This is a genomic window from Stappia sp. ABD4_338 (genome assembly GCF_056312175.1).
This window is the reverse complement of the sequence record NZ_CM149982.1, coordinates 3,966,852-3,985,494: the sequence shown is the minus strand read 5'-3', so window position 1 is coordinate 3,985,494 and position 18,643 is coordinate 3,966,852. Positions and strand designations below refer to the sequence as shown.

The 18,643-nt window shown below is 68.3% G+C and carries 15 protein-coding genes and 1 tRNA gene; 6 read left to right on the top strand and 10 right to left on the bottom strand.

Going from position 1 to position 18,643, the window contains the following annotated elements; genetic code table 11:
* Window positions 1-3: 3 nt before the first annotated feature.
* Together fabB and fabA are read right to left on the bottom strand one after the other, a co-directional pair.
* Window positions 4-1,227, bottom strand: coding sequence for a beta-ketoacyl-ACP synthase I (gene fabB / locus ACYX4S_RS17810; RefSeq protein ID WP_422070121.1), 1,224 nt, complete (start codon window positions 1,225-1,227; stop codon window positions 4-6).
* 185 nt (window positions 1,228-1,412) lie between these two features.
* The gene (fabA, locus tag ACYX4S_RS17805) at window positions 1,413-1,931 is read right to left on the bottom strand and encodes a 3-hydroxyacyl-[acyl-carrier-protein] dehydratase FabA (RefSeq protein ID WP_293717418.1); all 519 of its coding nucleotides are present in this window, start codon (window positions 1,929-1,931) and stop codon (window positions 1,413-1,415) included.
* 492 nt (window positions 1,932-2,423) lie between these two features.
* Between fabA and irrA the strand changes: the two genes are divergently transcribed.
* Window positions 2,424-2,843, top strand: coding sequence for an iron response transcriptional regulator IrrA (irrA, locus tag ACYX4S_RS17800; protein ID WP_366652666.1), 420 nt, complete (start codon window positions 2,424-2,426; stop codon window positions 2,841-2,843).
* Window positions 2,844-2,954: 111 nt separating this feature from the next.
* Here the strand turns inward: irrA and nth are convergent, their stop codons facing one another.
* Window positions 2,955-3,731, bottom strand: a complete 777-nt coding sequence (gene nth, locus ACYX4S_RS17795; protein ID WP_476361165.1) for an endonuclease III — start codon at window positions 3,729-3,731, stop codon at window positions 2,955-2,957.
* A 22-nt stretch (window positions 3,732-3,753) separates the two neighbouring features.
* Here nth and ACYX4S_RS17790 point away from each other — a divergent pair, with 22 nt between their 5' ends.
* The gene (locus ACYX4S_RS17790; protein ID WP_476361164.1) at window positions 3,754-4,281 is read left to right on the top strand and encodes a DUF2244 domain-containing protein; all 528 of its coding nucleotides are present in this window, start codon (window positions 3,754-3,756) and stop codon (window positions 4,279-4,281) included.
* 16 nt (window positions 4,282-4,297) lie between these two features.
* On the opposite strand, the gene ACYX4S_RS17785 is transcribed toward ACYX4S_RS17790, so the two are convergent.
* The 3 genes from ACYX4S_RS17785 to mutS form a co-directional block, all read right to left on the bottom strand.
* Complete coding sequence (locus ACYX4S_RS17785; RefSeq protein ID WP_476361163.1) at window positions 4,298-6,262, bottom strand: VHL beta domain-containing protein; 1,965 nt, start codon at window positions 6,260-6,262, stop codon at window positions 4,298-4,300.
* A gap of 516 nt (window positions 6,263-6,778) precedes the next feature.
* Complete coding sequence (locus ACYX4S_RS17780) at window positions 6,779-7,702, bottom strand: methylated-DNA--[protein]-cysteine S-methyltransferase (protein WP_476361162.1); 924 nt, start codon at window positions 7,700-7,702, stop codon at window positions 6,779-6,781.
* A gap of 552 nt (window positions 7,703-8,254) precedes the next feature.
* Complete coding sequence (gene mutS / locus ACYX4S_RS17775; RefSeq protein ID WP_476361161.1) at window positions 8,255-11,047, bottom strand: DNA mismatch repair protein MutS; 2,793 nt, start codon at window positions 11,045-11,047, stop codon at window positions 8,255-8,257.
* A 200-nt stretch (window positions 11,048-11,247) separates the two neighbouring features.
* Here mutS and ACYX4S_RS17770 point away from each other — a divergent pair, with 200 nt between their 5' ends.
* From ACYX4S_RS17770 to ACYX4S_RS17755, 4 genes are all read left to right on the top strand, one after another.
* A complete protein-coding gene (locus tag ACYX4S_RS17770; protein WP_293717424.1) occupies window positions 11,248-13,530 on the top strand; it encodes an NADP-dependent malic enzyme in 2,283 nt (760 codons plus the stop codon).
* Window positions 13,531-13,540: 10 nt separating this feature from the next.
* On the top strand, window positions 13,541-14,245 hold the full coding sequence (locus ACYX4S_RS17765; RefSeq protein ID WP_476361160.1) for a phosphoribosylanthranilate isomerase: 705 nt from the start codon (window positions 13,541-13,543) through the stop codon (window positions 14,243-14,245).
* Window positions 14,242-15,468: a tryptophan synthase subunit beta gene (gene trpB, locus ACYX4S_RS17760; protein ID WP_293717426.1), complete on the top strand. Its 1,227-nt coding sequence runs from the start codon at window positions 14,242-14,244 to the stop codon at window positions 15,466-15,468. Before ACYX4S_RS17765 ends, trpB begins: the two co-directional genes overlap by 4 nt.
* Before the next feature lie 239 nt (window positions 15,469-15,707).
* Window positions 15,708-15,784: transfer RNA gene (locus tag ACYX4S_RS17755), tRNA-Arg, on the top strand.
* 151 nt (window positions 15,785-15,935) lie between these two features.
* Here ACYX4S_RS17755 and yghU read toward each other — a convergent pair.
* The 4 genes from yghU to ACYX4S_RS17735 form a co-directional block, all read right to left on the bottom strand.
* Window positions 15,936-16,814 carry a glutathione-dependent disulfide-bond oxidoreductase gene (yghU, locus tag ACYX4S_RS17750; protein WP_422070104.1) on the bottom strand — a complete coding sequence of 293 codons (879 nt, stop codon included), beginning with the start codon at window positions 16,812-16,814 and terminating at the stop codon, window positions 15,936-15,938.
* Window positions 16,815-16,928: 114 nt separating this feature from the next.
* Window positions 16,929-17,408 (bottom strand): MarR family winged helix-turn-helix transcriptional regulator, encoded by a 480-nt coding sequence (locus ACYX4S_RS17745; RefSeq protein WP_476361159.1) that lies wholly within the window; start codon window positions 17,406-17,408, stop codon window positions 16,929-16,931.
* Window positions 17,409-17,491: 83 nt separating this feature from the next.
* Window positions 17,492-18,205, bottom strand: a complete 714-nt coding sequence (gene arsH, locus ACYX4S_RS17740) for an arsenical resistance protein ArsH (protein WP_476361158.1) — start codon at window positions 18,203-18,205, stop codon at window positions 17,492-17,494.
* The gene (locus tag ACYX4S_RS17735) at window positions 18,195-18,617 is read right to left on the bottom strand and encodes an arsenate reductase family protein (protein WP_293717430.1); all 423 of its coding nucleotides are present in this window, start codon (window positions 18,615-18,617) and stop codon (window positions 18,195-18,197) included. The genes arsH and ACYX4S_RS17735 overlap by 11 nt, the downstream gene beginning before the upstream one ends.
* Between the last annotated feature and the right edge of the window lie 26 nt (window positions 18,618-18,643).

Below are 18,643 nucleotides of genomic sequence, written 5' to 3'. Positions count from 1 at the left end.
CCCTCAGCCGTGATAGCGCGACAGCGCGAGGGAGGCGTTGGTGCCTCCGAAACCGAAACTGTTGGAAAGCACCGTATCGAGCCCGGCATTGTCGATCCGTTGCATCGCGATCTCGTCCGGGCTGAGCGCCGGGTCGAGTTCGGTGATGTTGGCGGATGCCGTGATGAAGTCGTTCTGCAGCATCAGCAGGCAGTAGATCGCCTCATGCACGCCGGTCGCCCCGAGGCTGTGGCCGGTGAGCGACTTCGTCGAGGAGGCAATCGGCTGGTCGTCGCCGAACACGCGACGGATCGCCTCGATTTCGCCGACGTCGCCGACCGGGGTCGAGGTGCCGTGGGTGTTGACGTAGTTGACCTTGCGGTCGCCGAGTGTCTCGATCGCCAGACGCATGCAGCGCTCGCCGCCCTCGCCCGACGGCGCGACCATGTCGTAGCCGTCGGAGTTGGCCGCATAGCCCGTCACTTCGGCGTAGATCTTGGCGCCGCGCGCCTTGGCGTGCTCGAGCTCCTCAAGCACCACCACGCCGCCGCCGCCCGCGATCACGAAGCCGTCGCGGGTCGCGTCATAGGCACGCGAGGCCGTGGTCGGCGTGTCGTTGTACTTGGAGGACATGGCGCCCATCGCGTCGAACAGGCAGGAGAGCGTCCAGTCGAGCTCCTCGCCGCCGCCCGCGAAGACGATGTCCTGCTTGCCCCACTGGATCTGCTCGGTTCCCGACCCGATGCAGTGGGCCGACGTCGAGCAGGCGGAGGTGATGGAATAGTTGATGCCCTTGATCTTGAAGGGCGTTGCCAGGCAGGCCGAGTTCGTCGAACTCATGCCGCGCGTGACCATGAACGGGCCCATCCGCTTCGGGGAGCCCTTTTCGATCACCGTCTTGTGCGCCTGGAAGAGGTTCTTGGTCGACGGTCCGCCGGAGCCCATGACGATGCCCGTGCGCGGGTTGGAGACGTCGCCGTCCTCAAGCCCGCTGTCGGCGATCGCCTGCTGCATGGCGAGATAGTTGTAGGCCGCGCCGTCGCCCATGAAGCGAAGCTGGCGCTTGTCGATTTCGGCCGCCAGGTCGATTTTGGGCATGCCGTGCACCTGACTGCGGAAGCCGTGTTCCACATAGTCGGGGGCCGCGGAAATGCCGGACTTTCCTTCGCGCAGGCTCTCAAGGACTTCCTGCGCCGAATTTCCGATCGACGAAATGATGCCCAGTCCGGTGATTACCACCCGCCTCATCGCGGTCTCCCGTATAGGTTCGCTCGACGCTCTCGGCGCCGTTCGGTGTCAAGATCCCGCGCGGGCGGTGGCCCGCGCCGTCCTGCAAGCTGCGGGACTGTGTCCCATCCACATAGGCACCAACGTTCAGGCGATCAATCGCGATGATCGCGCGCCGGTGCCTTCGGCATTGCCGTCAACCCGTGTCAGGCCTGGAACAGGCCGACCCTCAGGTCCTTCGCCTGGTAGATCTTTTCGCCATCGGCCTTGAGCCAGCCGTCGGCGATGCCAAGCACCAGCCGGCCGCGGCGCAGCTTCTTGATGTCGACGCCGTACTCGACGAGCTTCACGTCCGGCGTCACCATCTTGGAGAACTTGATCTCGCCGGTGGAGATGGCGCGGCCCTTGCCCGGCTCGCCGAGCCAGCCGAGGAAGAAACCGGTCATCTGCCAGAGGGCGTCGAGGCCGAGGCAGCCCGGCATCACCGGGTCGCCGTGGAAGTGGCAGGGGAAGAACCACAGGTCCTTCTTGATGTCGAGCTCGGCCCGCACGCAGCCGAGGCCGTGCTCGCCGCCGTCTTCCGAAATCTCGGTGATCCGGTCGAACATGAGCATGGGCGGAAGCGGAAGCTGGGCATTGCCCGATCCGAAAAGCTCGCCGCGCCCGCAGGCCAGAAGGTCTTCGTAGGAGTAGCTCGATTGACGCACGTGGTTCGTTTCCCGCAAGGTGTGACTGCCCCGGTTCACGTCGGGCCGGAAGGGTCCGCCCGGTGCCGAAGTCTGTTTCCGATGCGCTTACTAACATAGGCACTTTCTCTTCGAAAGCCCGCCTGCTTTTTGGGGGACGGGCTATTTCGTCGCCATGCTGCCGTCGGGTCCGCCTCGACGCGGGGGCGAAAAGTCCTGTTTCGGCAACGCGAAAGATCCCGGGGCGGGCCTCCCGCAGACGATGCGTGGCGGTTGCCGCCGCCGCGAGAGGCGGAGTTTCGGGAGGACGAGACGGTGTTCCGCCGTCTTCGCGAGGGCGGTGGGCGCGGCATAAGGAACTGCCCGGGCTTGCGTGACAGGCCCTGCTTATGGCAGAAATCAGCCGATGTGCAGTTGCGCGCAAACGCCACCGGTGCGTCCCTGCCCCGGTCGGGCGGGAAAGGCGCGCGGTGGCGGTCGGTAGTGGAATGACGAAATCTGGCAACGACCAAACCCGGTAAAGGAGCTGGCGTGACGGAACGGCAGGAACAGCGCAAGGTTCAGGACATGTTGCGGATTGCGGGTCTGCGCCCGACGCGGCAACGCGTCGCGCTGGCCGAGATCCTGTATTCGCGCGGCAACCGGCATGTGTCCGCCGAGCTCCTGCACGAGGAGGCGGAAGCCGCCGACGTCGCCGTGTCGCTGGCCACCGTCTACAACACGCTGCACCAGTTCACCGAGGCCGGCCTCCTGCGTGAGGTCGCGGTCGAGGGCACCAAGACCTATTTCGACACCAACACCGACGACCATCATCACTTCTTCATCGAGGAAGAGAACAAGGTGGTCGATATCCCCGGTTCGGGCGTCTCCATGGCACGCCTGCCCGAGGCCCCCGAGGGCATGGAGATCGTGCGGGTCGATGTGGTGGTGCGCCTGCGCCGCAAGGACTGACGCGCCGCGTGCAGCCTGCCTCGTTCCGGCAGTTTTCAGCGAAAATAGACGTAAAAATGAGTCGATTTCTTGCGAAATTGACGTGACGCGCCCCGCTTGCGGAGCAGCCCGCTAGCCGGTGGAAGCGCGCACGCTCACCCGTGTCCGGTTCTCCGGACTCTTGCAAAGATCGCTGATGAGGCACTTCTCGCATTCCGGCTTGCGGGCCTTGCAGATGTAGCGGCCATGCAGGATCAGCCAGTGGTGGGCATGGCGCAGGAATTCGTCCGGCACGATCCGCTCGAGCGCCAGCTCCACTTCCAGCGGGGTCTTTCCCGGCGCGAGCCCGATCCGGTTGCCGAGGCGGAAAAGATGGGTGTCGACCGCGATGGTCGGCTGGCCGAAGGCGATGTTGAGCACGACGTTGGCGGTCTTGCGTCCGACGCCCGGCAGCGTCTCCAGCGCTTCGCGATCCTGCGGAACCTCGCCGTTGAAACGGTCGATCAGGATCTGCGACAGGGCGATCACGTTCTTCGCCTTGTTGCGGTAGAGGCCGATGGTCTTGATCGCCTCGCGCAGCCGGTCCTCGCCAAGCTCGACCATCTTCTGCGGCGTGTCGACCTCGGCGAACAGCGGCCGGGTCGCCTTGTTGACGCCGACATCGGTCGCCTGCGCGGACAGGGCGACGGCCACGAGCAGCGTATAGGCGTTGACGTGAAAAAGTTCGCCCTTCGGCTCGGGATCGGCGGCGCGGAACCGGGCGAAGATCGCGTGGATTTCGTCACGCGTGTAGCGCGAGCGTCTGCGTGCGGGAGCCGCCTTGCGCGCCCGCTTCGACGCGGTCGCCGACCGCCGTGCCGGCGCGGGTCGTGTGCGTGTTTTTCCCGATTCCGTCTGGTCGTCGCTCATGGGCTCTCTATACTGTGTCCCGATGACGAGCGACAATCCGAAAACCGATCCGGACGCGCCGTTCTTTCAGGCGCTCCTGACTCCCTACCGGTCCCTCGGCCCCGGCGGTTTCCGGGTGCTGATGCTGATCGTCGCGGGGACATGCCTGGTCAACGGTCTCATGTTCCTGTCCATGGGGGCATGGCCGGTCTTCGCGTTTCTCGGCATCGACGTTCTGGTCGTCTGGCTTGCCTTCCGCTGGAACTACATGGCCGCGCGCGCCTTCGAGGAGGTGATCGTCTCGCGCACCCAGGTGCTTGTGCGCCAGGTGAGCGCGCAGGGGCGCGAGCGCCACTACAGCTTCAATCCGTTCTGGGCCCGCCTGCATCTTGCCGAGGAAGAGGACGAGGGCGTGGTGCGCATCACGCTGAGCGCGCGGGGACAGTCGGTGGTCGTCGGCGCCTTTCTCAACCCGGCCGACCGCACGAGCTTCGCCGGTGCCTTCGGAAAGGCGCTCGCGACGGCGCGCGCCGGTGGCCCGCCCTTCGGCGAGCTCAGCCCGACCGGCTGAACCGGCCGCTCCGCCCTCAGAACAGCCGGCAGTAGGTGGCGCGCGCGCCGGGGCGTTCCCAGGTCACGTTGCGCCCGTCGCCGTACAGTCCGTATCCCCGTCCGACATACGAGAAATCCGCGCCGCGCGAGACGTCCGGCAGCGTTACCGGCGCGCGCCCGCTCTCGCTCACGATCGCGACCCGGCGGTCGTTGTCGATGGTCACGTCGAGGGCGCGGCCATTGTCGCAGTCATAGGAGAAATTCACGAAGTCTCCCCCGGCGGGCGGTCCCGGCGGCGGGGCCCAGCCGGGCTCGGGTGCGGGAGCCGCGAGCGCAGGAGGACGTCCGGGCGCCACGCGCACGTTCCGGTCTCCGGCGCGCGCCGTGTAGATCGCCAGGCAGCGCCCGTTCGGCGCGGCGACGAGCCAGGGGTGACCCGCGAGCGTGCGCTGGACCATGCGTCCGCCGGGCGGAACACGGGCCTGGAACTGGCGCAATCCGTCAAAGTCGATCCAGTAGACCATGACCGGACGGTTGCGGTCGTTCTCGAGGATGATCCGGCCGGGCCGGTCGCTGGGCATGGAGGAGATGAACCCCTCGTCACCGCAGGCGGGATCGCCGCGGCCGGGCGCGCGCGACGTCGCACCGGCAACGGGCGCGCGTGCCACCTGCTGCGGCGGGGCGGAGGAGCAGGCATCGCGGAAGCGGCGCACCGGCGCGGCACTTCCCGACAGCGACAGGCGTGCCCGCCATGTTCCCTCGACGGCGATGGAAAGGTCCTGGCCGCGCGCGAGCGCCTCCCAGACGGGGTCGGCCGCGGAGAGTTCGATCACGGGATCGGACTGTCCGGTCTCGCCGCCGGGAGCGGATCCGCGTGCCGTGAAATTCTTGCGCACGTCACGCGCGGCAAGCGTCACCGGGATTGCCTGCCCTTCCGCAAGACCGGCGGCGATGCCGGGAAGCCGCAGGGTGATCGTGTCCGCGCCGGTGCGACAGGCGGCGACGAATGCCTCGTCGTCCGTCTCCGGCACGCCATAGACGAGGCGCCAGCCTTCCGCCCCGTCGGGGGCGGAGGTCCAGCTCTTGTCGTCGATGAGGGCGATGCCGGCGTCCGGCGCAGTCGCGGATTCGGCGGCATTGCCCGCCGCAGCCTGTTCGTTTGCCGGCTCACCGTCGCGCGAGGCGGATCTTTCCGCATCCTCGCGGCTGCCGCGCAGGCCATCGGAGCTTGTGTCGTTTCCCGTCACGTCGGCGGGGCGCACGCCGCCGGAGCGCTGGGGTGCCCTCGGTCCCGATCCGCTCGGGACGGCCTGGCGCACGTTTCGGTTTGCGCCCGCCGCGCGCCGCGCGGTGGCGCTGGCGTCCATGGTCACTTTCCAGTCGCCGCAGATGTCGACCTCGTCCTCCAGGATGCGGCCGTCGGCGAGCACGAGCCGCATGTCGCGGCGGCAATCGATCTGGCCGTCGTTGTCGGCATTGCCCGACACCTCGATGAAGACGCGGGCCTGCGCCCGGCGGCGCACCTGCACCGGCGATCCGTCGATCTCCACGTCCCGGATCGCCGTGTCGTCGCTGGTCTGGATCATGACGAGCTTGCGTTCGATGCGCCCGGAGGAGGACGTTTCGGCGCTTGCCGTCCGCGCGGGCTTCTCCGGTTCCGGCGCACGCGCGGCCTGCGTTTCGACCGTGACCGTGTAGCCGAGCGCGCAAAGGTCGTAGTCGCGTGTCAGCCGGCGCTTGTCGGACAGTGTGATGGTGAGTGTCTGGTCGCAGGCGAAGGGCGCGTCCGCCGTGCCCGCCTCGACGAAGAGGCTGGTGTCGGACTTGCCCACGGCCTTCAGTGCCGCGCCACCCGCGCTGACCGAGGTGATGCCGAGGGTGTCCTTGTCGCTTTTCACCGAGACGATGCGGGTCTCGGCGCGGGCCATGCCGGTGCCCATAAACGCCAGAAGTGCCGCAATGGCGATGCCTGCCCTCCGGTTGCCGCGCCGTCGGATCATGCTCCCTCGTGCTGCCGGTCCTGCATTGGGTGCGTTGATCCCCGCACCCTCGATGTCCCGTGCGACTGCCGCAGCTCTCACCCCAGATCCCCTTGATGGTTCCGCAATGGGAAGGAGAGTGGCGCGGCTTTTTGACCGAAGCAAGACGCGTCTATCGTCCTTGCCGGCGTTGCGGTCCTGTCCCGCCGAGAGGTGGATTGGACCCCGGATCTCCGCTGCGCTGCGTCCGGGGTGACGGTGGTGGGAGGGCGGGCATTGGGTGAGACGTTCAGCGCGTGGGGCGTGCATTCTCCTCCGTCGTCACCCCGGGCAAGGGCCAGGGGCCCGCGACCCGGGGCCTATTGGCAACTTGGACCTGACTTGTTTGGCATCCGGGTGTGCGGCGAGGACCTGCCCGGCGTTGCGGTCCTGTCCCGCCGAGAGGTGGATTGGACCCCGGATCTCCGCTGCGCTACGTCCGGGGTGACGGTGGTGAGAGGGCGGCGACCGGGCAGACCGGCCTCTGCCGCGATTTTCCTATCCCCGCTTCACCGCGGAGAGCACCGGCTCCGAAAGCCCCGCCTCCCAGCCGAGGATCGCGCGCTTGCGCGTCAGTCCCCAATGGTAGCCGCACAGCTTGCCGTTCGACCCCAGCACCCGGTGACAGGGTACGACGAAGGAGATCGGATTGCGCCCCACGGCGCGGCCCACCGCGCGCGCGGCTTTCGGCTTGCCGAGACGGTCGGCAATCGTCGCATAGGTGGTTGCCGCGCCGAGCGGAATGCGCAGGAGCGTTTCCCAGACCCGGATCTCGAAGTCCGTTCCGATCAGCACCACGCGCAGCGGTGTCTCCTCCGACCAGCGCGCGGGATCGAAGATGCGTCCGGCAATCGGGGCGGTTGCCTCCCGGTCCTCCACATAGGAGGCGCGGGGCCAGCGGCCCATCATGTCGTCGAGCGCGGCGCGTTCCTCGCCCGGATCGGCAAAGGCCAGTCCCGCCAGGCCGTGGGGTGTCGCCATGACGAGCGCCTTGCCGAAGGGCGAGGGGTGGAAACCCCATGAGATCGTCACGCCCTCGCCGCCCGCGCGGTAGACGCCCGGTGTCATCGCCTCATGGGTGACGAAGAGATCATGCAGGCGCGCCGGGCCGGACAGGCCGAGCTCGTAGGTGGTGTCGAGCACGGTTGCCGAACGCCGCAAGAGGTCGCGGGCATGATCCAGGGTGATCGCCTGGAGAAACTGCTTGGGCGTGATGCCGGCCCAGCGCGAGAACACGCGCTGAAGCTGGATCGGCTGCACACCCGCCTCGCGCGCCAGATCCTCGAGCGCCGGCTGGTCGCGCCAGCGCTCCGTGATGGCGCGCAGGGTGCGGCGCACGGTCTCGTAGTCGCGCGTGCCCTGCTCGGGATCGCCGGATCCCGTGTCGGGCGCAAGGTCGGGGAGGGTCGTGTCTTCCAGCATGGCTCAAAGGTCCTTGATCGTGACCCGAGCCTACCGCACGCGCGGCGCGCTTCACCACCCGATTTGCGAGAACGGGACACCTCCCGATGCTCGCCCGGTTTCCGGATGGCGAAAGAATATCGATTGGCCATGAAGTTGGGCTCTACCGGCGTGCCCCACCCCCATCGGGGGGTACTGGGTCCCTGCTTTCGCAGGGATGACAGGAGTGTGCGGCGCGCGGCATTCGTCCTCTCCACCGCTCGTGGACCAGGCCACCTATCCCGCCGTCGCACCCGGCCATCGCCTTCCCACAGCCGTCACCCCGGACGCAGCGCAGCGGAGAACCGGGGCCCAATCCACCTCGCCGCACGCCCGGATGTCAAACAAGTCAGGTCCGGGGTGCCAATAGGCCCCGGGTCGCGGGCCCCTGGCCCTTGCCCGGGGTGACGACGGAGAAGAATGCACGCCCCACGCGCTGGACATCTCTCCCAATGCCCGCCCGGTTTTCGCAGGCCACCGCCCTCCCGCCACCGCCCCCGGAGGGACCTAAGCGGTGGTCCGTTTGGAGCGGTCTCAGTCCGCCTCGCGGGAGGCTTGTTTCAGCCGGTAAAGCGCCTCGAGCGCGTCGCGCGGGGTCATGTCGTCCGGATCGATGCCCGCAAGTGCCTCGACAAGCGGGTGCGGACCGGCGGCGGCCGGAGCGTGTCGCGGGGCGGTGGCGGGCTGCAGCGCCGCGAAAAGCGGCAGGTCGTCGATGAGCTGCTCGGCCGGCTTGCGCCGGTCCTGTTCCTCGAGCTGGTCGAGAACTGCCCGGGCCCGCTCGATCACCGCCGGGGGCAGCCCGGCGAGTTTCGCCACCTGGATACCGTAGGAACGGTCGGCCGCGCCCGCCACGATCTCGTGCAGGAAGACGACGTCGCCCTGCCATTCGGTGACGCGCACGGTCGCGTTGGCAAGGCGCGCCAAGCGCGCGGAAAGTGCCGTGAGTTCGTGATAGTGGGTGGCGAAGAGCGCCCGCGAGCGATTGACCTCGTGCAGGTGCTCGATCGCCGCCCAGGCGATGGACAACCCGTCGAAGGTGGAGGTGCCGCGCCCGATCTCGTCCAGGATCACCAGCGAGCGCGGGCCGGCCTGATTGAGGATCGCCGCCGTTTCGACCATCTCCACCATGAAGGTGGAGCGGCCGCGCGCCAGGTCGTCGGCGGCTCCCACGCGGGAAAACAGCCGGTCCACCACGCCGATATGCGCATGTTCGGCCGGCACGAAGGCGCCGGTCTGGGCCAGGATCGCGATGAGTGCGTTCTGGCGCAGGAAGGTCGACTTGCCGGCCATGTTGGGACCGGTGATGAGCCAGATGCGGCCCGCGTCGCCCCCCTCGCCGGACGCCTGCGGTCCGAGGTCGGCGTCATTGGCGACGAAGCCGTCGCCGCCCTCGCGCTTCAGCGCCGCCTCGACGACCGGATGACGCCCGCCCCGGATCTCGAAGGCGAGACTGTCGTCGACCACCGGCCGGGCGTGATTGTCCGCATCTGCCAGATGGGCGAGGCTCGCGGCAACGTCGAGCACGGCAAGCCCGTCGGCGACCGCCTTGATGGCGCCGGACGCCGCTTCCACCTCGCGCGATAGCTCGGCGAAGAGTTCCAGTTCCAGCGCCAGAGCCCGTCCGGCTGCATTGGCGATGCGGCTTTCCAGATCGGCGAGATCCGGCGTGGTGAACCGCATCGCGCCCGCCATGGTCTGGCGGTGGATGAAGCGCCCCGGATCCGCTGACAGCTTGTCCGCATGGGCCGCCGGCACCTCGATGAACCAGCCGAGCACGTTGTTGTGCTTGATCTTCAGCGCGCGCACGCCGAATTCCTCGATGAGCGCGCCCTGCATCCGCGCGATCACCTTGCGGCTGTCGTCGCGCAGGCGGCGCGCCTCGTCGAGATCCGGCAGATAGCCTTCCGCCACGAAGCCGCCGTCGCGCGCGAGAAGCGGCAGGTCCTCGTCAAGCGCCGAGGCGAGCCTGTCGTGCAGGGCCGCCGGCGACGCCGCGATCGCCCGGAGCGCACGGGCAAGCTCGGGCCCCTCCCCGTCCGGGGTCTCGAACAGGCCGGCGATGTCGCGTGCCGCCGAAAGCCCCTCGGCGAGGGCGGCCAGATCGCGCGGACCACCGCGCGCCATGACGAGACGCGACAGCGCGCGGGCCATGTCGGGCAGCGCCTTCAGACGGTCCCGCAGCCGCTCGCGCAGATAGGTGTCGCCATGAAGCCGCTCGACCGCATCGGCGCGCTCCCGGATTTCGTCCACGTCGGTGAGCGGACTGGCCAGCCGGCTCGCGAGAAGACGCGACCCCGCGCCCGACACGGTGCGGTCGATGACGGAGAGAAGCGACCCGGAGCGTTCGCCCGACAGGGTGCGCATGAGCTCCAGGTTGGCCCGGGTCGCCGGATCGATGAGCATCCGCGCGCCCTCGCCCTCGGGGCGCGGCGGGTCGAGCGGCGGGCGGTCGCCATACTGGGTGCGTTCCACATAGGCGAGCGCGCCGGCCGCGGCCGTCAGTTCCGCGCGCGAGAAACTGCCGAAGGCGTCCGCCGTCTGCACGCCGAAATAGCGCGCCAGCCGGTCCGCCGCCGTGGCACCGTCGAAAAGGCTGCGCGGCACGGGCGACAGCGACGCGCCGGTGTCCTCCAGCACCGCGCGAAGGGCCGGTTCCTCGAGCAGCCGGTCCGAGACGACGATCTCGCGCGGGTCGATGCGGGCGATGTCGGCGGCCAGGCGCGCGCTTTCGCTGGACGAGACGCGAAAGGCGCCGGTGGAAATGTCCACGAAGGCGAGCGCGAAGGTCTCCTCGCCCTCCAGCGATCCGCCGCGTGCCCTGTGAAGCGCCAGCAGGTAGTTGTTGCGCGCCGCCTCCAGCAGCCGCTCCTCCGTGAGCGTGCCGGGCGTGACGAGACGCACGACCTCGCGGCGCACGACCGACTTGGAGCCGCGCTTCTTCGCCTCAGCCGGATCTTCCGTCTGCTCGCACACGGCGACCCGGAACCCCAGCGCGATGAGCTTCTGCAGGTAGTCGTCGGCGGCATGGACCGGCACGCCGCACATGGGGATGTCCTCGCCCAGGTGCTTGCCGCGCTTGGTCAGCGTGATGCCCAGCGCCCGCGAGGCGTCTTCCGCGTCCTGGAAGAACAGCTCGTAGAAATCGCCCATGCGGTAGAACAGCAGGCAATCGGGATTGGCCGTCTTGATCTCGATGTATTGCGCCATCATCGGCGTCATGCCGGAGGTGTCCGGCACGGAAGGCACCGCGCCGGAGGGCGTGCGTTCCGCGTTGGCGGGTGCGGCTGCGGGCGCCGTCTCCGGGGTTTCGAGTGTCTCGGCCATGGGGGCTGACCCTAGATCAAATTGGCGTTGCGCGAAATCGGGGGAGGCGGCGGGAGCCGCCCGCTGCGGCCCTTCTATCAAACTTGTGCCCGTCTTTCCGGTGCCCGAGGTCCGGAACCCGGCTTGAGGCCTGAATTTTCCGGGGATAAGGTCTCCCTCCGCCGGCGGTCGGCGGCAAGACCACACGGGAAGGGAGCGACATGCCGGTGACGGACAAATCGGGCAAGAGCAGCGTCAGTTTCACGGAGCAGGAGGCGCTGCAGTTCCATCAGCAGGGACGGCCCGGCAAGCTGGAGATCTCCCCCACCAAGCCCATGGCGACCCAACGTGACCTGTCGCTGGCGTATTCGCCGGGCGTTGCCGTTCCCGTGCGTGCCATCGCCGAGGACCCGACCCTTGCCTTCGATTACACCACGCGCGGCAATCTGGTCGGCGTGATCTCCAACGGCACCGCGATCCTGGGGCTCGGCAATCTCGGCGCGCTCGCCTCCAAGCCGGTGATGGAAGGCAAGGCCGTCCTGTTCAAGCGCTTCGCCGACGTGGATTCCATCGACCTCGAGGTCGACACCGAGGACGTCGACGCCTTCGTCAACTCCGTGCGCTACCTCGGCCCGTCGTTCGGCGGCATCAACCTCGAGGACATCAAGGCGCCGGACTGCTTCATCATCGAGCAGCGCCTGCGCGAGCTGATGGACATCCCCGTCTTCCACGACGACCAGCACGGCACGGCGATTATCGCGGTGGCGGGCTTGATCAACGCGCTGCACCTGACCGGGCGCGACATCAAGGACACCCGCATCGTGTGCAACGGCGCCGGCGCCGCCGGCATCGCCTGCATCGAGCTCGCCAAGGCGCTGGGCGTTCCCCACGACAACGTCATCCTGTGCGACACCAAGGGCGTGATCTACAAGGGCCGCGCCGAGGGCATGAACCAGTGGAAGTCCGCCCACGCGGTGGAGACGGACGCCCGCAGCCTCTATGACGCGCTCAAGGGAGCCGACGTCTTCCTCGGCGTGTCGGTCAAGGGCGCGCTTACCGAGGACATGCTGAAGGTGATGGCGCCGAACCCGGTCATCTTCGCCATGGCCAACCCGGATCCGGAGATCACACCGGAGGAGGCCCACGGCATCCGCGACGACGCCATCGTCGCCACGGGCCGCTCCGACTATCCCAACCAGGTCAACAACGTCCTCGGCTTTCCCTACATCTTCCGTGGCGCGCTCGACGTGCAGGCGACCGAGATCAACGACGCGATGAAGATCGCCTGCGCCCGCGCGCTGGCCGAGCTTGCCCGCGAGGAAGTGCCGGACGAGGTCGCCGCCGCCTATCGCGGATCGCGTCCGAAGTTCGGTCCCGAGTACATCATCCCGGTGCCCTTCGATCCGCGCCTGATCTCCACCATTCCGCCGGCGGTGGCCCAGGCGGCGATGGAAACCGGCGTCGCCCGCCGGCCCATTGTCGACATGGACCGCTACCGCGAGCAGCTGTCCGCCCGCCGCGATCCGGTGGCCGGCACGTTGCAGCGCATCTTCTCCAAGGTGCGCCAGCAGCCCAAGCGCGTGGTCTTCGCGGAAGGCGAGGAGGAGCCGGTGATCCGCGCGGCGGCGAGCTTCGTCAACCAGGGGCTGGGCGAGGCGATCCTGATCGGCCGCGAGGATGAGGTGCGCGAGGTCGCCCATGCCGCCGGCATCGACCTGGAGCGTGGCGGGATCCGCATTCTCAACGCGCGCCTTTCCACCCGCAACGCGGATTATGCCGACTTCCTGTACTCCCGCCTGCAGCGGCGCGGCTATCTCTTCCGCGACTGCCAGCGGCTGGTGAACAACGACCGCAACTACTGGGGCGCGATCATGGTGGCGCGCGGCGATGCCGACGCCATGGTGACCGGCCTGACGCGCAATTATTCCGTCGCCCTCGACACGGTGCGCAACGTGGTCGACACCAAGCCCGGCCACCGGGTCATCGGCGTGTCGCTGGCGCTTTGCCGTGGACGCACCGTGCTTGTCGCCGACACGGCGGTGATCGACATGCCTACCTCGGAGGAGCTTGCCGACATCGCCGAGGAGGCGGCCCATGTGGCGCGGCGGCTTGGCTACGAGCCGCGCGTCGCCATGCTCGCCTATTCCACCTTCGGCCATCCCAGGAGCGAGCGTTCGGAGAAGGTCATCGAGGCGGTGAAGATCCTCGACCGGCGCCGCGTCGACTTCGAGTACGACGGCGAGATGGGCGCGGACGTGGCGCTGAACATGGACAAGATGGCGGCCTATCCGTTCTGCCGCCTGACGGGACCGGCCAATGTGCTGGTCATGCCGGCGTTCCACTCGGCCTCCATCTCCACCAAGATGCTGCAGGAACTGGGCGGCTCGACCGTGATCGGTCCCCTGCTCGTCGGCCTCGACAAGGCGGTGCAGATCCTGCCCATCGGCGCCAAGGACAGCGACATCGTCAACATGGCGGCGATCGCCGCCTACAACGTGACGTGAGGCGGGGCGGATGAACGGTCTGGTCAAGATCTGCGGTCTGTCGGAACCGGAAACGCTGGTGGCCGCGCTCGACGCCGGCGCCGACATGATCGGGCTCGTCTTCTTCGAAAAGAGCCCGCGTCATGTGGATCTGGAGCGGGCCGCCGATCTTGCCGCGCGCATCCGCGCCTTTGGCCCCCCGCGCCCGGAGATCGTCGCGCTGACCGTCAACGCGGACGACGCGACGGTTTCCGCCATCATGGAGCGGGTGCGGCCCGACTGGCTCCAGCTTCACGGGAGCGAGAGCCTGGAGCGTTGCGCCGGGCTGAAGGCGCGCTTCGGAGTGAAGGTGATGAAGGCGCTGGGCATCTCGGAGCCGGAGGACATTGCCCGCGCGACGCCCTATGCGGCCGTGGTCGACCGGCTTCTCTTCGACGCCAGGCCGCCGAAAGGGTCCGACATTCCCGGCGGCAACGGGGTAAGCTTTGACTGGCGGCTGCTCGCGGGCCTTGACCTCGGGGTTCCGCTCATGCTTTCGGGTGGTCTCGACGCGGCGTCCGTCGGGCTTGCGCTGAAAACGAGCGGCCTGCGCGATGTCGACGTCTCCTCCGGAGTCGAGCGTGCGCGGGGCGTCAAGGACGCGGGCCGGATCCGGGAGTTCGTGGCGGCCGCGCGGGCCGCGCAGGACATGGAACATCAGGCGGCAGGGACCGCCCAGAAGGGACGGACAGGATGACGATCGGCAGCACGGCGAAGGCGAACAGCTACCGCACCGGCCCGGACGAGCGCGGTCATTTCGGCATTTTCGGCGGCCGCTACGTTGCCGAGACGCTGATGCCGCTGATCCTGGACCTGGAAAAGGCCTATGAGGACGCCAAGGCGGACCCGGCCTTCCAGGGCGAGATCGACCAGCTCAACGCCCATTACACCGGCCGGCCCTCGCCGCTCTATTTTGCCGAAAGGCTGACCCAGGAGCTCGGCGGCGCCAAGGTCTACTTCAAGCGTGACGAGCTGAACCACACGGGCAGCCACAAGATCAACAACTGCCTCGGCCAGATCCTCCTGGCCATGCGCATGGGCAAGACGCGGATCATTGCCGAGACCGGCGCCGGCCAGCACGGAGTCGCCACGGCGACCGTCTGCGCGCGGTTCGGCCTGCCCTGCGTGGTCTACATGGGCGCGACCGACGTGGAGCGCCAGGCGCCCAATGTCTTCCGCATGAAGCTGCTGGGCGCGGAGGTCGTGCCGGTGACGGCGGGGGCCGGTACGCTCAAGGACGCCATGAACGAGGCGCTGCGCGACTGGGTGACCAATGTCGCCGACACCTATTACCTCATCGGCACGGCGGCGGGCCCGCATCCCTATCCGGAGATGGTGCGCGACTTCCAGTCGGTGATCGGAACGGAGACGCGCGAGCAGATCATGGCGGCCGAGGGACGGCTTCCCGACGCCATCGTCGCCGCGGTGGGCGGCGGGTCCAACGCCATCGGCCTGTTCCATCCCTTCCTGGACGACACGGGGGTGGAGATCTGGGGCGTCGAGGCGGGCGGCCACGGCCTGGAGGGGAATGAGCACTGCGCCTCGCTCAACGCCGGCAAGCCGGGCGTCCTGCATGGCAACCGCACCTATCTGCTGCAGGACGACGATGGCCAGATCCTCGAGGGACACTCGATTTCCGCCGGCCTCGACTATCCCGGCATCGGTCCCGAGCATTCCTGGCTGAAGGAGACGGGACGCGTCAATTACGTGCCGATCACCGACAACGAGGCGCTGGAGGCGTTCAAGCTGCTGACCCGTCTGGAGGGCATCATTCCCGCGCTGGAGCCGGCGCACGCGCTGGCCCAGGTGGTGAAGCTGGCCCCGAAGATGGACAAGGAGCAGATCATCGTCATGAACCTGTGCGGGCGTGGCGACAAGGACGTCTTCACGGTGGGCAAGCTGCTCGGCTTCGAGCTCTGAGCGGCCCCGTCCTCTGCTGAAACCGCAAGGGACGACGAGGATATCGCACCGCTCCTTGCGCCTCCGTCTGGAGGTGGACGTCCGCAGGCGCCGGGCCGAAGCGCTTTCCCCCGGCCGTGCGGAGCGCGGTGTCGTTCGGCCCGCGCGGACGAAAAACCGTTGCCTCGCATGGGCGGATCGGCTATCCGTTCGCCAGATGCCGCGCCATGGCGCGCCGCTCAGGGCCTTATGGCCCCGAAGCACCCGTAGCTCAGCTGGATAGAGCGCTGCCCTCCGAAGGCAGAGGTCACAGGTTCGAATCCTGTCGGGTGCGCCACTGCTTTTCCCGCCGTATCTCCGTTGTCCCGAAGCCACGGTCCCTGGTCGTGAGCTTTGGGCTGCGCATACAAACCGGCGGCAGGGTTGCCCCCGCCGCCGGTCGTGTTGCGTGTCGTTGCGATTGCGTGTGAGGCGCGTGTGGGGCTGCTTCAGGCCTTTGCCGCCTCGATCTTGTCCTGTGTCTTCGTGTCGAAGTCCGACGCGTCGTGGCGCTCGTGAAGCTGCGTCGCGGGATCGCCGCTCGTGCGGTTCACCATGCGACCGCGCTGTACCGCCGGACGGGCCAGGATCTCGTCGGCCCATCGCAGCACGTTGGTGTAGTCCGACACCTGCAGGAACTCCGCCGCCTCGTAGAGCCAGCCCTTCACGAGGCCGCCGTACCACGGCCAGATCGCCATGTCGGCGATGGTGTAGTCGTCGCCGGCGACAAAGCGCGTCTCGGCCAGTCGCTTGTCGAGCACGTCAAGCTGGCGCTTGGTCTCCATGGCGTAGCGGTTGATGGGATACTCGAGCTTCACCGGCGCATAGGCGTAGAAATGGCCGAAGCCGCCGCCCACGAAGGGGGCCGAGCCCATCTGCCAGAACAGCCAGGACAGCATTTCCGCCCGCTTCGCCGGGTCCTGGGGAATGAAGGCGCCGAACTTTTCCGCCAGGTGCATGAGGATCGCGCCGGATTCGAACACGCGCACCGGCTCCGCGCCGCTGCGGTCGACGAGCGCCGGGATCTTGGAGTTGGGATTGGCCTCCACGAAGCCGGAGCCGAACTGGTCGCCGTCGCCGATGCGGATCAGCCAGGCGTCATATTCGGCGCCCGTGTGACCGGCCGCCAGGAGCTCCTCGAGAAGGATGGTCACCTTCTGGCCGTTCGGCGTCCCCAGCGAATACAGCTGCATGGGGTGCTTGCCGACGGGCAGCTCCTTGTCGTGGGTCGCGCCGGACACCGGCCGGTTGATGCTGGCGAAGGCGCCGCCGCTCGGTGCTTCCCACGTCCAGATGCGGGGCGGCACATAGGTATTGTCGTTGCTCATGAAGTTGTCTCCGGAAATTCGGAACAAGGATATGTGGGGCGAATGTGGAGCAACGGGCGAAGGTTGCAACCACACGGCAGGGCACGAAACGGTGAACGCGCCGCGCGTTGCCGTTCACGTCGTCCCGGCGGCCTTTCTCAGCAGGGCCTCGAGAGCCGCGCGGTCGGCGGCGTCGAGCGGGGCGACGAGGCGCGCCTGTGTCGCCACGTGGTCCGTGACGCAGGCGTCGATGCGCGAGAACCCCTCGGGCGTCAGCGACACGAGAAAGCCCCGTCCGTCCTGAGGGTTGGGCCTGCGTTCGACGAGGCCCGCCGCCACGAGGCGGTCGATGCGGTTGGTGATCGTGCCCGAGGTGACCATCGTCGCCTCGATCAGCGCGCCGGGGGACAGTGCGTGTGGAGGTCCGGCCCGCCGCAGCGTGGCCAGCAGGTCGAAGCTTGCGGCATTGAGGCCGTGGCGGGCGAAGGTCGCCTCCATCTCCCGGCTCCAGGCGCGCGCAAGGCGGCCGAGACGGCCGATGAGCGCCATGGGCGCCACATCCAGGTCGGGACGCTCCCGGTTCCACTGCTCGACGATGCGCTCGACATGATCCATGTCCCCATATCGCCGCCGCTGCGTCTTGACGTCAAGACACAATGCCGGCGCCGCCAGCCCGCCCGGGACGTGTCAGCGAGCGGTCAGATCCGGCGCTGGTTGACGCGTGCCGACAGCTCCGCGTGGCTTTCCTTGCGTTCCGAATAACGGTCCACGAGCGCCTCGCGGATGTCGCGGGTCAGCCATGTGAAGCGGACGAGCTCTTCCATCACGTCGACCATGCGGTCGAAGAAGGGCGAGGCGATCATGCGGCCTGCCTCGTCGAACTCGTTGAACGCCTTGGGCACGGACGACTGGTTGGGGATGGTGAGCAGGCGCATCCAGCGCCCCAGGATGCGCAACTGGTTGACGGTGTTGAAACTCTGGCTGCCGCCGCAGACCTGCATCACCGCGAGCGTCTTGCCCTGGGTCGGGCGCACGCCGCCAAGCGACAGGGGGATCCAGTCGATCTGGGCCTTCATCACCGCCGACATGGCGCCGTGGCGCTCCGGCGAGCACCAGACCATACCCTCGCACCAGGTGACGAGCTCGCGCAGTTCCGCCACCTTCGGGTGGGAGGCGTCGTCGCCGTCGGGAAGCGGCAGGCCGGCCGGATCGAAGAACCGCGTCTCGGCGCCGAAACGGGCGAGCACGCGTGCCGCCTCCTGTGCCAGAAGACGCGAATAGCTGCGTTCGCGCAGCGATCCGGTCAGGAGCAGCAGGCGCGGGGGATGGGTGCTTCGGCTGGCGGGAAACAGGCGCGTCGCGTCGAGGGGCGCGAAGGCCGTCTCGTCGAGCTGGGGCAGGTCATCCGACACGGTTGCCCTCCGCGTCCAGGACCAGCGTTCCGTCCTCCTTGGAAAGCGGACCGGGGGGCATCCTGTCGAGCAGGTCGAGCACGGTTTCCGAGGGGCGGCACAGGCGCACGCCGCGCGGGCTGCACACGATGGGCCGGTTGACGAGAACCGGATGCGCCAGCATGGCGTCGAGGATTGTGTCCTCCGCCACCCCCTCCCCGAGCAGGCCGAGATCGGCGGCCGGCGACTTGGTCTCGCGCAGAGCGGTGCGCGGCGTCAGGCCGGCCGCGGCGAAGAGCGCCAGAAGCTGGGGACGCGTCCAGCCGGTGTCCAGATAGGGAATGACGACGGGCTCCTCGCCGGCCGCGCGGATGATCTCCAGCACGTTGCGCGAGGTGCCGCAGTCGGGATTGTGGTGGATCACGATGGTCATGGGGGCCTCGATGGAAAAACGGCCGG

Coding starts and splice junctions, on each gene's coding strand:
- ACYX4S_RS17745 (WP_476361159.1), bottom strand. CDS start 17,408: ATGGATCATGTCGAGCGCATCGTCGAGCAGTGGAACCGGGAGCGTCCC.
- yghU (WP_422070104.1), bottom strand. CDS start 16,814: ATGAGCAACGACAATACCTATGTGCCGCCCCGCATCTGGACGTGGGAA.
- ACYX4S_RS17770 (WP_293717424.1), top strand. CDS start 11,248: ATGCCGGTGACGGACAAATCGGGCAAGAGCAGCGTCAGTTTCACGGAG.
- nth (WP_476361165.1), bottom strand. CDS start 3,731: ATGAGCGACGACCAGACGGAATCGGGAAAAACACGCACACGACCCGCG.
- ACYX4S_RS17735 (WP_293717430.1), bottom strand. CDS start 18,617: ATGACCATCGTGATCCACCACAATCCCGACTGCGGCACCTCGCGCAAC.
- ACYX4S_RS17790 (WP_476361164.1), top strand. CDS start 3,754: ATGACGAGCGACAATCCGAAAACCGATCCGGACGCGCCGTTCTTTCAG.
- ACYX4S_RS17780 (WP_476361162.1), bottom strand. CDS start 7,702: ATGCTGGAAGACACGACCCTCCCCGACCTTGCGCCCGACACGGGATCC.
- trpB (WP_293717426.1), top strand. CDS start 14,242: ATGACGATCGGCAGCACGGCGAAGGCGAACAGCTACCGCACCGGCCCG.
- ACYX4S_RS17785 (WP_476361163.1), bottom strand. CDS start 6,262: ATGATCCGACGGCGCGGCAACCGGAGGGCAGGCATCGCCATTGCGGCA.
- ACYX4S_RS17765 (WP_476361160.1), top strand. CDS start 13,541: ATGAACGGTCTGGTCAAGATCTGCGGTCTGTCGGAACCGGAAACGCTG.
- mutS (WP_476361161.1), bottom strand. CDS start 11,047: ATGGCCGAGACACTCGAAACCCCGGAGACGGCGCCCGCAGCCGCACCC.
- fabB (WP_422070121.1), bottom strand. CDS start 1,227: ATGAGGCGGGTGGTAATCACCGGACTGGGCATCATTTCGTCGATCGGA.